Genomic DNA, 13,961 nt, shown 5'->3' with positions numbered 1-13,961 from the left:
CATAGCATAGGATAAAGGCTTTTTCAGTAGAGAAACAAGGATGATCATCTTACACTGCGTTTTAAATTTAAACGTTTTAAAAATGGTAAATTAATTTATTTCTTCTCCATGCATAGATAGTAGCACAAAGGCAGAATCATTTGCCAAAGAGATACCAAGTTATTTTTTAGCTTGTCCTAATAGCAATTAGTAAACTTCTCGGCATGATAAAAAGTTAATGTGCATAGGCTATAGTAATTAGGCATTGGATGGAGGAATAATATGGACATTCTCAGTAAAGTTCTACAACATCGTGAAGAAGAAAGAAAGTTGAATTGGGAAGGTACGTTTGCAGATTACTTGGATATTGTAAAGGAAAGACCGGAAGTTGCTCAAACCGCTCACTCACGTGTTTATAATATGATTAAAAGCTCTGGCCTTACAGAAAGAGATGGAAAAAGAATGTATCATTTTTTCGGCAATGAAATTTTTGGTTTGGAAGATGCGATTGAAAGACTTGTGGAGGAGTATTTTCATCCTGCCGCTAAACGGCTGGACGTGCGAAAGCGAATTCTCTTACTAATGGGACCTGTAAGTGGCGGGAAGTCTACGATCGTGACCATGCTTAAACGAGGCCTGGAACGCTATTCGCGTACGGATGAGGGGGCAGTTTATGCAATTAAAGGTTGTCCGATGCACGAAGATCCACTTCATCTTATTCCACAGCATCTAAGAAAAGATTTTTCGAAGGAGTATGGCATTCGTATTGAAGGAAGCTTATCTCCATTGAACACGATGCGTTTGGAAAAGGAGTTCGGGGGGCGTATTGAAGATGTCCAGGTAGAAAGAATCTTCTTTTCGGAAGACAAACGTGTAGGGATTGGTACCTTCAGTCCATCTGACCCAAAATCACAGGATATTGCTGATCTGACAGGAAGCATTGATTTTTCCACTATTGCAGAATATGGATCCGAATCAGATCCCCGCGCATATCGATTTGATGGTGAGCTGAATAAAGCGAATCGTGGAATGATGGAATTTCAGGAAATGCTTAAGTGTGATGAGAAATTTCTCTGGCATTTGCTTTCATTAACGCAGGAAGGGAATTTTAAAGCAGGCAGGTTTGCATTGATTTCAGCAGATGAACTTATCGTAGCACACACGAACGAAGCGGAATATCGTTCCTTTATTGCAAATCAGAAGAATGAAGCACTGCATTCAAGAATTATTGTCATGCCAATTCCATATAATTTACAGGTTAGTCAGGAAGAACGAATCTACGAAAAAATGATTTCGGATAGCGATATGGCCCATGTGCACATCGCTCCACATGCTCTTCGGGTTGCTGCCATATTCTCGATCTTAACCAGGTTAGAGGATTCCAAGAAACAGGGCGTGGATATTGTTAAAAAGATGCGGTTGTATGATGGAGAGAATGTTGAAGGCTTTAACCAGCTGGATGTGGAGGAATTGAGAAAGGAGTTCCCTGTGGAAGGGATGAAGGGGATTGATCCACGGTATGTGATTAACCGGATTTCATCCACAATTATTCGTAAAGAAGTACCGTCTATTAATGCATTGGATGTGCTCCGCTCGCTTAAAGAAGGACTGGATCAACATGCTTCCATTTCTGACGATGATAAAGAAACGTATATGAATTATATTTCTATTGCCAGAAGAGAGTATGATGAAATTGCCAAGAAGGAAGTTCAGAAAGCCTTTGTATACTCTTATGAAGAATCTGCAAAAACTTTAATGGATAACTATCTTGATAATGTGGAAGCATTCTGCAATAAAAATAAGTTAAGAGACCCGCTTACAGGGGAAGAAATGAATCCGGATGAGAAGCTGATGCGATCCATTGAGGAGCAGATTGGAATTTCGGAAAATGCCAAACGTGCCTTTAGAGAAGAGATATTAATTCGAATTTCTGCTTATGCCAGAAAGGGTAAACGCTTTGAATACAGTTCCCATGAACGTTTGCGTGAAGCCATTCAAAAGAAGCTGTTTGCTGATTTGAAGGACGTTGTGAAAATCACTACCTCATCCAAAACACCAGATGAGTCCCAGCTCAAGAAGGTTAACGAAGTGATTGCCAGATTAATAGATGAGTATGGCTATAATTCCGTATCAGCAAATGAATTGCTCCGTTATGTTGGAAGTTTACTAAATAGATAGCGATATAGTTGTGCAGGATCAGCAAATAGCTGGTCCTGTTTCATTATCAGTGAATAGAAAAGTTATTTTGCTCTAAGTCCCTTACCCCCGCTGCCTGCTATAACTATTCTTCTAACACTTTCCTTCCAAAATTCCAGTCCACTTTTTTACACCTAAGTTTTCTAAAAAGTGCAATAACTAGAGCCGAGCTGCATAGTATAAAGAAAGCAATCAATTGCTTGGAAGGTAAGTTTTTAACAACTATACAGGAGGAGATAGTATGCAGGAGAAAAAGGAAAATTTCGTCGTCTCCCAGGAAAACTGGTCCCTCCATCGCAAAGGCTATCAGGATCAACAACGTCACATGGATAAGGTGAAGGAAGCCATTAAGAATAACTTGCCGGATTTAGTTAGCGAAGAAAATATTATTATGTCAAATGGCCGTGATGTCATTAAGATTCCTATACGGTCATTGGATGAATATAAAATCAGGTACAATTATGATAAAACAAAGCATGTCGGGCAAGGCGATGGAGATAGTCAAATTGGTGATATTGTTGCCAGAGACGGCAGTAGTCAAGGAGAAGACGGAGCTGGTAAAGGGAAGAAAGCGGGAGATCAGCCTGGCCAGGATTATTATGAAGCAGAGGTTTCTCTAGCTGAATTGGAGGATGCTCTTTTCAGGGAAATGGAGCTACCTAACCTTCAGGAGAAAGACCAAGCTGAAATAATTACAGAAAAAGTAGAGTTTAATGATGTGCGTAAAAAGGGACTTATGGGCAATATTGATAAAAAACGTACGATTTTAACAGCAATTAAACGAAATGCAACAGAAGGAAGACCGGGGCTGACCCCAATTTATAATGATGATCTTCGTTTTAAAACGTGGAATGACGTTATCAAACCGGAATCCAAAGCGGTAGTGCTCGCAATGATGGATACAAGCGCATCCATGGGGACATTTGAAAAATATATAGCACGAAGCTTCTTTTTCTGGATGACAAGGTTCCTTCGTTCAAAATATGAATCCGTAGAGATTGCTTTTATCGCCCATCATACGGAAGCAAAGGTTGTAACGGAGGAGGACTTTTTTTCTAAAGGAGAAAGTGGTGGAACCATTTGCTCTTCTGCTTATTATAAAGCTCTGGAGCTTATTGATGAACGATTTAACCCAACAAGCTATAATATTTATCCTTTTCATTTTTCAGATGGAGAAAATATCACATCCGATAATCCAAAATGTATCAAGCTAGTTAATGAAATTATGGATGTATCAAGCATGTTTGGATATGGGGAAGTGAATGGGTATAGCCGAAAATCAACCTTAATGCGGGCATATGAGAATATTAGTGATGAAAAGTTTCGCCATTATATTTTAAAAGAGAAAAATGATGTCTATCATGCATTGAAGAGTTTCTTCCAAAAAGAAACAGCAAACGTATAATTGGAACAAGTGCCATGACGCTAAATGTCTGGCACTTGTTTCATTCACCTGCAAGTTCAATTGTATAAATAGCCCGGTCTGTTACGATTGAAAATCGATCTCCATCAAACTGGTATAGAGAAGTGTCCTCTAAAGGTATCTCATACAATGGAGAAGGCAATGGCTCAAAATGATTGGAGGCATTTTCAATTTCGCCTATGCCGTTTAGATGCAAGGAATGCATCGGTTCATAATCATCCAGTCTCCGTGTGTCGGTTTCATAGGAAATGCGATCTAAGCGCATTATGATTTCATCATAATCATCCAATTCCTGTTTGGCAATTTTCACCGTTTTACCGTTCCATTTATAAAATAGTTTATTAAATTGCTCAATTGATAAATACTGTTGATGCATTTTCAATCCCTCCTATACTATAAGTTTTCCCTATCCAAAATAATCATACATTTTTCAGGAGGGGTCATGTTTTATTTGCAGAAGCATAAATTATATAAAGTCAGGTTGGGGGGATTCTATTTTGAATGAGACAAAGGAACTCAGTCATGCGATCAGTGAAATAACGGAAATTGCTGCTGGATTTGGCCTTGATTTCTATCCGATGCGTTATGAAATTTGTCCTGCAGATATTATTTATACATTTGGTGCATATGGAATGCCAACAAGATTTTCGCATTGGAGTTTTGGGAAGCAATTTCATAAGATGAAGCTTCAATATGATTTAGGTTTAAGTCAAATTTATGAGTTAGTTATCAATTCTAATCCTTGCTATGCGTTTCTTTTGGACACTAATAGCTTAATCCAGAATAAATTAATTATTGCCCACGTTCTTGCACATTGTGATTTTTTCAAAAATAATGTGCGTTTTTCCAATACGCGTAGAGATATGGTGGAAAGTATGACTGCTACTGCAGAACGAATTGCAAATTATGAACTTATCCATGGGAAGAAGGAAGTAGAGCGTTTTTTGGATGCCATCCTTGCCATACAGGAGCATATAGATCCATCCATTGTACGCCCGAATTTACCGTCTTATGATAAGGAGGAGGAAGAGTCAGAGGAGAAAGCTGCTAAAACGCCTTATGACGACCTTTGGAAGTTAGATGAGGTAGAAGAAAAAAACAATCGATTACCTGCATTAAGAAAAACCAAAAAGTTCCCGCCTAGACCAGAGAAGGATTTACTGCTGTTTATACAGGAATATAGCCGGGAGCTGGAAGACTGGCAACGTGATATTTTGACAATGATGCGGGAAGAAATGCTTTATTTCTGGCCACAGCTTGAAACCAAAATTATGAATGAAGGCTGGGCATCGTATTGGCATCAACGGATATTAAGAGAAATGGATCTTTCCTCAGATGAAACGATTGAATTTGCGACGCTAAATGCAGGTGTTGTTCAGCCATCCAAGCAGAGTATTAACCCTTATTATTTAGGTTTGAAAATATTTGAGGACATCGAAGAACGTTACAACGATCCCACAGAGGAAATGAAAATGCTAGGTGTGAAGCAAAATTCGGGAAGAGATAAGATTTTTGAGGTAAGAGAGATGGAATCGGATATATCCTTTATCCGCAATTATTTAACGAAGGAATTAGTGCAACGTGAAGATATGTACCTTTTTGAGAAAAAAGGAAGGAATTATCAAATTACGGATAAGGACTATAAAAATGTGCGGGAACAACTTGTTTCCATGCGTGTGAATGGTGGGTTTCCTTATATTTGTGTTGAGAATGGGGATTATCTGCGTAATGGCGAATTATACTTGGTACACAGCTATGAAGGAACAGAGCTGGATGTGAAATATTTGGAAAATGTCTTACCATATATTTATCAGCTTTGGGGAAGAACCGTTTATATGGAAACATATGTAGAGGAAAAGAAAGTCGTGTTTTCCTGTAATGGCGATAAAATTAACCGAAGACAGGCTTAAAGACGAAACCCGGAAGGTACGCTATGTATCTTCCGGGTTTCATTTATGGAAGGCGAAAAGCTCAGCACTAGAGTGAAGTATTCGGCCGGAGAATAGAGCGGGAATATCCACTGCAACAGCAGAAAATTGGCCGGAGAAGAGAACTATATGAGAGCCCGATTTTTTTCTTTACTACTTGTTTTATTTTTCGGTATAAGTATATAATGGCGTAATATTTATTTATATAAGAAAAGGGGGAAAGGCGTTTGCTTCAAGAAGATGCTGTAGAAAAAATAACGGAGAGTCTAAAAGCAGATCCGCTTGTGAAAGCAGTTTTTCTTAAGGGTTCCATGGGTAGAGGTGAGCATGACGAGCATTCTGATATTGATCTATACTGCCTGGTTGACCAAAAAGATGAAGCACTGTTTCTGGAAAAGCGACTCATGCACCTTAAGGCATATCAAGATATATTATTTTGGGATGATATTTTTATTATTGCACCACAAATTATTGCTGTATATAATAATCTCCTTCACCTCGACCTCTTTACAGTTACGGAACAATCATTTAAGCAGAAGGATTATTTTACGGTACTATATGACCCGGAAGGCAGATTAGACAAGTATAAAAGCTCGCAAAATTTACGATTATCGGAAAAAGAATTCAAAGATGATGTCATAGATGTTGTGTGGTTTTTGTTTCAATATAAGAAATCGGCTTCCAGAGGAAATGACCTATGGTCTGTGGCTATGCTACAGCATGTGATGACACATATGGCAAGGGTATTGCTTCATCATTATTGTCCTGAACGTGCTCAACTGGGATTAAAGACAATAACATACTCTGTACCGGAACAGATGGGAAGTAGTATTACAGCTATTTTTGAAAGCCTTACTCCTGAAGCTCACTCACAAGCAGCAAGGCGTATTCAACAGCTTGTTGCTAGCGAAAAGGAGTGGATAATTTCCGGCCTGAGTTTGGAAGGGAAAAAGAGAGTACAGCCTTTCATGGAAAAAATGCTTACTATACCATTATAAAGAAGGAGCAAAAACATGAGTAAATTAATCTATGTAGTAAGACATTGTAAGGCAGAGGGGCAAGAACCAGAAGCTCCGCTTACAGAACAAGGCAAGCAGCAGGCAAATCAATTAGCAGCTTTTTTTAATAAACGACCAGACCGTATTATCTCAAGTCCTTTTATAAGAGCCCAACAGTCGGTCGATCCGTTGGCCTCAAAATGGGATATGGAGATAGAAACTGATCCAAGGCTTGCTGAACGTGTATTAAGTAAAGAGAATCTTTCAGATTGGTTTGAAAAACTACGAATTACGTTTGAAGATCTGGAACTAACATATCCTGGTGGGGAATCGAGTAATAAAGCAACACAACGCATTGTGTCCGTAATAGAGGAATTAGAAGATGATACGAGTACCATCCTAGCTACACATGGAAATTTGCTATCACTTCTTCTCATGTACATAGATCCGAATTATGGATTTGAAGATTGGAGCAGTCTTACAAATCCAGATGTATTTGAGCTCAATATAGCTAATGGAAAGGCAACTATCCACAGAATTTGGGAAAAGTGACGAAATCAACCTCCGATGAGGCTACCAGTCGGAGGTTTTCTAGGAATTGAAAATTAACGCTAATTGGCAAATTACTTATCTTCTATATTAATTTTTTGAAAACGAAACTTACTCTATCATACGTCATTCTCTCCTCATAAAAGCGATGGGCCTCTGTACGTTGTAAACCGGAGGACAAAGCAACAGCTTGATACTTGTTTTTTTTAGCCCAATTCTCTACAAAGGACAGTAACTTCTCCCCGAAACCATTGGAACGCTTATCCTCTTTTGTAACCAAATCACACACCCAAATGAACCGGCCATAATAAAGGGTGATCATTGGTTTATATCCAATGACAGCAGCTATTTCCCCGTGCTCATAAAGAGCAACAAGGTGGTACATATCTTTTTCCATAGCTTCTTGAACCAGTTCTATATATGAATTGAGATCAAGATGCGAACGAAGCTCATTCATAATCGGAAAAGCCTCTATAATATCTTCCTTTAATTGTAGCTCCTTTATTTTAATCATCTACTCACCCTCCGTTGTAATTCATTTGAACTATTATATCCTATCTCTTCCTTTCTGTCGTTTAAATCTATAACTATAGGGGTACGGGTATAATATAGAGGTTTTATGTAAAGAATTTTTAAATGGAGGGATCAGTAATGGCGGAAGTAAAGCCACTGACAACTAAAAGATTAGCTCAAAAAATTCTTAATGGTGAAAAGGTGTTTATCCTTGATATCCGCAAAGAAGAGGATTATTCTGATTGGAAAATTGAAGGAGAAAACGTAAAAAGTATAAATGTTCCTTTTAAACAACTAAAAGATGAAGTAGAAGATATAAAAGAAGAGCTTCCTCACGATCAAACCATATATGTTGTTTGTGCAAGAGGTATATCCTCTCAAGATGGAGTGGAAACCCTTAAAAAAGCGGGTGTTGAAAATATTACCTACTTAGAAGGGGGAATGACAGCATGGAGCGAACATCTTGAACCAGTCAAAGTAGCAAACTTATCTGATGGAGGAGAAATTTATCAGTTTCTACGTATTGGTAAGGGTTGTCTTTCTTATATGATTATTAATAATGGTGAAGCAGCAGTGGTCGATCCTGTTCGAATGACAGATATCTATAAACGTTTCGCAGAAGATAAACAAGCTTCTATTCATAGCGTTCTGGATACCCATCTTCATGCAGATCATATCTCTGGAGGAAAAACGTTAGCAGACAAGGTAAGTGCTGATTATTATTTCCCTGAAAATGAAGAGGAAAATATTGATTTAACCTATAAGGCAACTACAAGTAATACAGAGATAGAGGTAGGTAAATCTGTAACAATTTCAGCGTTTCATTCTCCAGGTCATACACCAGGGAGTACCAGCTTTATCATTAACAATCAATATTTACTGACTGGGGATACGTTGTTTATCGATTCCATCGGTCGTCCGGATCTAGCTGGCAAAGCAGATGAATGGGTAAAAGATCTTTATGAAACGCTGTACGCAAGATATCCAGAATTATCTCAGGATTTAATTGTATTGCCTGGCCACTTTGGTGATATGAAAGAAATTAATAAAGATGGGACAGTTCAAGCCGATCTGAACAACCTTTACAGACAAAATGATCGTTTGCAGGTGGAGAATGAGGATGAATTCCAAAACCTTGTAACAGATCAATTACCTCCCCAACCGAACAGTCATGAAAAGATTAGAGAGGTAAATATGGGTAAAAGAAACCCAGATGATGATGCCCGACAAGAAATGGAAATAGGTCCTAATCGTTGCGCTGTCTAATAAGTTATTAAAGCCCGTGTAATACGCGGGCTTTTTATAATAAATTAATTTTGCAAAAATTTTTAAAACGGTGGACAACTTCTGAAAAAGTGTTAAAATTTATGTATAGTGAGGAGTTGAAAACCATGAAGCTTTGGATGAGAAAAATAGCCGTCGTTCTTGTTGCAATTATGACGCTTGGCATGTATGTGCCACAAATGGATATACACACAAATGCAGAAAACAATAAAGATGCCTTGTCTTCTAAAGGAGATCATCTCGAAGATTTCTCTCCAAAAATGGTGGAAGACAGGCCAACTGAAGCGACAGGATTATCAACAGACAGCTTACATATAGATGCGTTAAAGAAGGATGTTAAAGCACAGACGTATACCAAGTTAGGACCTAGAATTAGTGAGCGCTTGGATGATCAGTTTTTAGCTGTGATTATTAAGGAAATGGAGACCGTAGTGGAAACCTTGGTTACAGAAGAAGATCATGACTTTTATTTCGGTATCACCCAGCAGCCGACAGAAGGATTTGGTGAAAAAATTTTCAGTGTCTATGATCTCCGAACCAATGAAGATATAGCTAGGTTTGATGTTCGTAGAGATAACCGCCCACTGGAAGGATACTGGTTTAATTTCCATTATCATTTACAGGAAGATAACTTTGTTAAGCATCATGAAATTGGAGAAATATTCTGGGATAAAAATACCCCTCCAAAATGGATGGCTTAAATGGCTGAAACCACACAAAACATAAAAAAACATATTAAGCCAGAGATTTGTAAAGTATCCAACCTTTTGAGTCTCTGGCTTTTAGTATGCCTACATGTCTAATCCTGCTAGTACTTTACCAATTGCCTGGTCTCTAATAACTTGGTCAGCATAGTAATCAAAGGGAGTCTTTTCCCGATTAATAATAACAAGTTTTGCGCCCATTTCTTTTGCTATTAAAGGAAATTGGTTAGCAGGCGTAACGCTTAGTGATGAGCCTAGAACAATAAATAGATCACTTTTTCGGCTTTCCTCTAAGGCAAATTGAAAGGCATCCTGTGGCAGTGTCTCACCAAATAATATGATAGAAGGACGCAATATACCTCCACAGGTACAATAATACTCTTTATCTACGTACTCTTGGCTGCTATACACCTCTCCACAACTCTGACAGTGAACCGTTTGTAACGTACCATGCAGTTCAGCTACGTTTTTCGATCCGGCTTGTTGGTGAAAGCCGTCTACATTTTGCGTGATAATGGATTTCACATATCCCTGTTTTTCGAGATCAGCAAGAATATAATGCCCTTTATGTGGACTATATTCTTTCACACCTAATACGCGTTCTCTGTAAAAGGAAATAAAGTCATTTACATTATTATTTAATGCATCCGTACTGGCAATTTTGCTTGGGTCTTTTTTATTCCATAGTCCTTGGTTAGAAGATCGGAAATCAGGTAGCCCACTTTCCGTAGACATTCCTGCCCCAGTGAAAACGACTGTATAATTGGAATTCTGTAGCCACTTTTTTAACATGTGAACTCTCCCCTTCCATCCAATGTTATACCCGTTATTTTAGCATAATATGCCCCAGTAACACTGACCTCCCTCTTCTATGTCAAAAGTCCAGAAATTGCATAAGCTATAACAGTTAACTGATCAAGGAGTGTAGTTTATGGGTTTATATATTAATCATCGTCATGGTGATATTTATAAAAATAATGAAGGAATACAAGCACCTAATCAGGAGGTGTTTATAAAAAACCATGTGGCAGAAATGATTGAAGAGCAGCAAAGGGTAAATAAGTCACTATCTACATCATTCTATGAATTAAAAAATCTCTATGAACAACAGAGTAATAAACAAACACATCAGTGGAAAGATATTACGACCCAATTGAATCAACTAAAGCAGTTAAATGATACACATGACAAATTGGAGAACGATGTTATAAAAGTACTGCAAAAGTTGGAAGGTAATCAGCTGAGCATACAGAAATTAATAGAAGAAAATTATTTATCAAAGGAAACGTATGACCAACAGCTTAATGAGATTACTTCAGGCTACCAGGACATCGCGGACAAATTGGAAAGACACAGGGAAGTAAATGAAAAGCTTACTTCAAAAGTTGAGCAACAGACAGAATGGCAAAAGGAAATTGGAGAAAAAGTGAAGGAACATGAAGTGAGTCAAGAAAAGGTTCTGGAAAGAATGGAAAATCAAGAAGCGATTACAGAGAAAATCACCCGCCAAATGGACCATTTTCGTTCCATTCTATTTGAAAGAACAAATTATTTAGCGGAGAAAGTCGAAGAAGGATACCATTTAACAACCTCCTATGTAGCGAAACTGATGTCTGATCCAGAACGACCGCTTGCGTATATGACCTTGGAAAGAAAGAACAAGGATAAACAATAGGGGCGTGGGTATACGAATGTGACATATTGTATGGTAGATTTCTTATACCGAACTGGCTCATACATTATGCTCCAGTTCGGATTTTTGTCCTCACTCGTTGGAGTTTTTATTTACCGGTGTGGCTGGTCTAGCTGCTTTCTAAGGTGTACTTCTATTCTCGCTTAACCCATGCAATTCAACGTGCTGACTGTTATGCATCTCATCCAATGGGAAAACAGTTGCTGTTTCATCTTTATTGTTAATACCCTCAATATATACAGGGATTCCATGATAATGGACCTGAATCATTGCCAAGGAATCCATGATTTCCTGGGCGCGCTGCTTATCCATACTATCCCCACTCCTTCTTTAAGCACTAACTAATGGCGTTTATTAGGCAGTTTTTTTGCCGGGTCATTATGCCCTTGTCGATGTTTATTTAACTGATCTTTTCTTTTTGTATCATTAAATTTCTCTACAAATTCATGTGTGCTTTTCATGTTGAGCCTCCTATAAATGGGGTACTATTACTTTAACCAGGTTTATATCAAAAACACGTGGGAAAAATAAGTACCTAAGGCAAAAAACTTAAGCTAAGATTGCCACAGGAGCGCTAATTCTTATTTATTTTAGGTGCCATCCTTCCATATGCAGCTCTGGGGCGCGAATGTACTCTATGTTCACAGAAACTTCAACTAAAGCAAAGCGCTTGTACTTTTCTTATTAATCAGGTTCCTTTATCATAGAAACAAGTGAGTCAACATAAGGAGGAATATAATAGTGATCATCGCGATCATCGTACTACTTTTTGTTTCATTTTTCTTTTCTGGAAGTGAAACAGCTTTAACTGCTGCAAACAAAATGCGTTTGCAATCCAAAGCGAATAATAATGATAAAAAATCAGAGAAACTGTTAAATCTGGTGTCCAAGCCGGAAGAATTTATTACAACAATACTGATCGGGAATAATATCGCAAATATTTTACTACCTACGTTAGTAACGATGGTAGCAATAGATTATGGAATAAATGTTGCGGTTGCCTCAGCTGTATTAACTATTGTAATCATTATTTTCTCAGAGGTAATACCAAAATCCGTTGCGGCGACCTTCCCTGATCGGATCTCTTATATAATTTATCCTGTTATCAAAGGAATTGTTTTGTTGTTTAAGCCGTTAACCATTGTACTAAATGCAATGACTGGCTTCATTATAAAATTTCTGTCCAAAGGGCAGGAAGACAGCACCTCTATTTCTAAAGATGAAATTAGAGCAATGGTTGATATTGCAAGAACAGAAGGGATATTTAAGCAGGACGAGTCGTACCGGATTAAAGGCGTCTTGGAGTTTAATAATCTGAACGTAAAAGATGCATTGAAAACACCTCGTGTAGATATTGTTGCCTTACCACACACAGCAGATTTTGAAGAAGTGAGGAATATGGCAATTGAAAATCCGTTTACCCGTTACCCTATTTACGAGGAAGATATTGATAACATTGTTGGAGTATTTCACTCGAAATATGTACTGTCCTGGTCCATTGAACCGGAAGAATCTCTTGAGTCATACAGTGATATGGATCCATTAATTGTTTTTGAATTTCATTCCATTGAATGGGTATTTCGTAAAATGATGCAAGAAAAGAAACACATGGCAATTGTATTAGATGAGTATGGCGGCACTGAAGGTATTCTTACTCACGAAGATATTCTAGAAGTATTACTTGGTCTGGAAATAGAAGATGAAATGGACAAAGGAAACGAGCCACTTGTAGAAAAGGTTACTAATACAGAAATTATTTGTAATGGAAAAATCCCCTTACATCGCTTGAATACTATTTTTCATACAGATATTCCTGAGGAAGAGGATGTACTTGCTGGATATTTACTGAGGGAGTTTAATTATTTCCCTTCTGAAGGAGAAACACTTGAAAGAAATAACTTATCATTTAAGGTATTAAGCTTAGACGAACGTATGCTAAAACGGGTGCAAATAATAAAAAATAATTTACAACAATAAAAGGGTTTGACAAAATACCTATAGGGGTATATTATAGTAAATGTATTACAAAGAAGAGAGGGGTAGGCGATGATTTATTTGGTGGCTTTAGGACTAATGGCTGCAACGTATTTCGTTTATCAACGGTATATGCCTGTCCGAGGAGTAAAACAAATGACTCCACAAGAAGTCGCAGCTTCTCGGGAAGAAAACGTGCAGTTATTAGATATAAGAGATTACCAGACCTCCAATCGTGATTTTATTATAGACGCACATTGCTTGCCGCTACCTTATTTAAAACGTCATTATCATGAAATACCAAATAAACGCATTATCCTTATTGGTACTGACCTGGTTGAGAAAAACCTGGCTGCTCGATTTCTGAAAGGAAAAGGAATTGAGGTAACAGGGTATTGTTTATGTTTATCAAATGATTGTAAAGAGGAGGGGTATTCCTATGAAATATGATGAAAAAGTAATGAATCGTATGAAGCGCATTGAGGGGCAAGTTAGAGGTCTTATTAAAATGATGGAAGAGCAAAAGGACTGTAAAAATGTAGTTGCTCAAATGTCTGCAGCCCGAAACGCACTAGATCGAACCGCTGCTTTAATTGTCAGTACGAATCTAGAGCAGTGCATTCGTGAAGAAAAAGAAAACGGGGAAAATACAGAGGAGCTTATTAAAGAAGCGGTTAATCTATTGGTGAAGAGCAGATAAGGCTAGAGGTTTGACGAACA

16 protein-coding genes are annotated in these 13,961 nt (G+C 37.9%); 11 read left to right on the top strand and 5 right to left on the bottom strand.

Going from position 1 to position 13,961, the window contains the following annotated elements; translation table 11 throughout:
* Positions 1-261 precede the first annotated feature (261 nt).
* Together BME96_RS18320 and yhbH are read left to right on the top strand one after the other, a co-directional pair.
* A complete protein-coding gene (locus tag BME96_RS18320) occupies positions 262-2,157 on the top strand; it encodes a PrkA family serine protein kinase (protein ID WP_019378561.1) in 1,896 nt (631 codons plus the stop codon).
* 259 nt (positions 2,158-2,416) lie between these two features.
* On the top strand, positions 2,417-3,580 hold the full coding sequence (gene yhbH, locus BME96_RS18315; protein WP_019378562.1) for a sporulation protein YhbH: 1,164 nt from the start codon (positions 2,417-2,419) through the stop codon (positions 3,578-3,580).
* A 40-nt stretch (positions 3,581-3,620) separates the two neighbouring features.
* Here yhbH and BME96_RS18310 read toward each other — a convergent pair whose 3' ends face one another.
* Complete coding sequence (locus BME96_RS18310; protein WP_071649840.1) at positions 3,621-3,974, bottom strand: protein YmzB; 354 nt, start codon at positions 3,972-3,974, stop codon at positions 3,621-3,623.
* 121 nt (positions 3,975-4,095) lie between these two features.
* On the opposite strand from BME96_RS18310, the gene BME96_RS18305 reads away from it, so the two are divergent.
* The 3 genes from BME96_RS18305 (at position 4,096) to BME96_RS18295 (ending at position 7,076) form a co-directional block, all read left to right on the top strand.
* The gene (locus BME96_RS18305; RefSeq protein WP_071649839.1) at positions 4,096-5,508 is read left to right on the top strand and encodes a SpoVR family protein; all 1,413 of its coding nucleotides are present in this window, start codon (positions 4,096-4,098) and stop codon (positions 5,506-5,508) included.
* 245 nt (positions 5,509-5,753) lie between these two features.
* The gene (locus BME96_RS18300; RefSeq protein ID WP_071649838.1) at positions 5,754-6,524 is read left to right on the top strand and encodes a nucleotidyltransferase domain-containing protein; all 771 of its coding nucleotides are present in this window, start codon (positions 5,754-5,756) and stop codon (positions 6,522-6,524) included.
* A gap of 15 nt (positions 6,525-6,539) precedes the next feature.
* Positions 6,540-7,076, top strand: a complete 537-nt coding sequence (locus BME96_RS18295) for a histidine phosphatase family protein (RefSeq protein WP_071649837.1) — start codon at positions 6,540-6,542, stop codon at positions 7,074-7,076.
* Positions 7,077-7,158: 82 nt separating this feature from the next.
* Here the strand turns inward: BME96_RS18295 and BME96_RS18290 are convergent, their stop codons facing one another.
* Positions 7,159-7,587 (bottom strand): GNAT family N-acetyltransferase, encoded by a 429-nt coding sequence (locus tag BME96_RS18290; protein WP_071649836.1) that lies wholly within the window; start codon positions 7,585-7,587, stop codon positions 7,159-7,161.
* Between the two features lie 137 nt (positions 7,588-7,724).
* Here BME96_RS18290 and BME96_RS18285 point away from each other — a divergent pair, with 137 nt between their 5' ends.
* Positions 7,725-8,852, top strand: coding sequence for an MBL fold metallo-hydrolase (locus BME96_RS18285; RefSeq protein ID WP_060680933.1), 1,128 nt, complete (start codon positions 7,725-7,727; stop codon positions 8,850-8,852).
* 125 nt (positions 8,853-8,977) lie between these two features.
* Positions 8,978-9,571, top strand: a complete 594-nt coding sequence (locus BME96_RS18280) for a YpjP family protein (RefSeq protein WP_019376345.1) — start codon at positions 8,978-8,980, stop codon at positions 9,569-9,571.
* Between the two features lie 90 nt (positions 9,572-9,661).
* Here BME96_RS18280 and BME96_RS18275 read toward each other — a convergent pair whose 3' ends face one another.
* Positions 9,662-10,366 (bottom strand): NAD-dependent protein deacylase, encoded by a 705-nt coding sequence (locus BME96_RS18275; protein WP_019376344.1) that lies wholly within the window; start codon positions 10,364-10,366, stop codon positions 9,662-9,664.
* Positions 10,367-10,505: 139 nt separating this feature from the next.
* Here BME96_RS18275 and BME96_RS18270 point away from each other — a divergent pair, with 139 nt between their 5' ends.
* Positions 10,506-11,249: a hypothetical protein gene (locus BME96_RS18270; protein ID WP_071649835.1), complete on the top strand. Its 744-nt coding sequence runs from the start codon at positions 10,506-10,508 to the stop codon at positions 11,247-11,249.
* Positions 11,250-11,387: 138 nt separating this feature from the next.
* Here BME96_RS18270 and BME96_RS18265 read toward each other — a convergent pair whose 3' ends face one another.
* On the bottom strand, positions 11,388-11,579 hold the full coding sequence (locus tag BME96_RS18265) for an H-type small acid-soluble spore protein (protein WP_019376342.1): 192 nt from the start codon (positions 11,577-11,579) through the stop codon (positions 11,388-11,390).
* 29 nt (positions 11,580-11,608) lie between these two features.
* The gene (locus BME96_RS18260; RefSeq protein ID WP_019376341.1) at positions 11,609-11,728 is read right to left on the bottom strand and encodes a DUF4023 domain-containing protein; all 120 of its coding nucleotides are present in this window, start codon (positions 11,726-11,728) and stop codon (positions 11,609-11,611) included.
* A gap of 280 nt (positions 11,729-12,008) precedes the next feature.
* On the opposite strand from BME96_RS18260, the gene BME96_RS18255 reads away from it, so the two are divergent.
* From BME96_RS18255 to BME96_RS18245, 3 genes are all read left to right on the top strand, one after another.
* Positions 12,009-13,244 carry a hemolysin family protein gene (locus BME96_RS18255; protein ID WP_019376340.1) on the top strand — a complete coding sequence of 412 codons (1,236 nt, stop codon included), beginning with the start codon at positions 12,009-12,011 and terminating at the stop codon, positions 13,242-13,244.
* A 69-nt stretch (positions 13,245-13,313) separates the two neighbouring features.
* Complete coding sequence (locus BME96_RS18250) at positions 13,314-13,691, top strand: hypothetical protein (protein WP_019376339.1); 378 nt, start codon at positions 13,314-13,316, stop codon at positions 13,689-13,691.
* Entirely contained in the window at positions 13,681-13,941 is a 261-nt protein-coding gene (locus tag BME96_RS18245; protein ID WP_019376338.1) for a metal-sensitive transcriptional regulator, read from the top strand. The genes BME96_RS18250 and BME96_RS18245 overlap by 11 nt, the downstream gene beginning before the upstream one ends.
* Positions 13,942-13,961 lie beyond the last annotated feature (20 nt).

Source organism: Virgibacillus halodenitrificans, from assembly GCF_001878675.1.
Taxonomy (GTDB): Bacteria; Bacillota; Bacilli; order Bacillales; family Amphibacillaceae; genus Virgibacillus_Q; species Virgibacillus_Q halodenitrificans.
This window is presented reverse-complemented; position numbering and strand designations above follow the sequence as displayed.

Coding starts and splice junctions, on each gene's coding strand:
- BME96_RS18245 (WP_019376338.1), top strand. CDS start 13,681: ATGAAATATGATGAAAAAGTAATGAATCGTATGAAGCGCATTGAGGGG.
- BME96_RS18275 (WP_019376344.1), bottom strand. CDS start 10,366: ATGTTAAAAAAGTGGCTACAGAATTCCAATTATACAGTCGTTTTCACT.
- BME96_RS18265 (WP_019376342.1), bottom strand. CDS start 11,579: ATGGATAAGCAGCGCGCCCAGGAAATCATGGATTCCTTGGCAATGATT.
- BME96_RS18295 (WP_071649837.1), top strand. CDS start 6,540: ATGAGTAAATTAATCTATGTAGTAAGACATTGTAAGGCAGAGGGGCAA.
- BME96_RS18260 (WP_019376341.1), bottom strand. CDS start 11,728: ATGAAAAGCACACATGAATTTGTAGAGAAATTTAATGATACAAAAAGA.
- BME96_RS18285 (WP_060680933.1), top strand. CDS start 7,725: ATGGCGGAAGTAAAGCCACTGACAACTAAAAGATTAGCTCAAAAAATT.
- BME96_RS18280 (WP_019376345.1), top strand. CDS start 8,978: ATGAAGCTTTGGATGAGAAAAATAGCCGTCGTTCTTGTTGCAATTATG.
- BME96_RS18320 (WP_019378561.1), top strand. CDS start 262: ATGGACATTCTCAGTAAAGTTCTACAACATCGTGAAGAAGAAAGAAAG.
- yhbH (WP_019378562.1), top strand. CDS start 2,417: ATGCAGGAGAAAAAGGAAAATTTCGTCGTCTCCCAGGAAAACTGGTCC.
- BME96_RS18270 (WP_071649835.1), top strand. CDS start 10,506: ATGGGTTTATATATTAATCATCGTCATGGTGATATTTATAAAAATAAT.
- BME96_RS18250 (WP_019376339.1), top strand. CDS start 13,314: ATGATTTATTTGGTGGCTTTAGGACTAATGGCTGCAACGTATTTCGTT.
- BME96_RS18310 (WP_071649840.1), bottom strand. CDS start 3,974: ATGCATCAACAGTATTTATCAATTGAGCAATTTAATAAACTATTTTAT.
- BME96_RS18290 (WP_071649836.1), bottom strand. CDS start 7,587: ATGATTAAAATAAAGGAGCTACAATTAAAGGAAGATATTATAGAGGCT.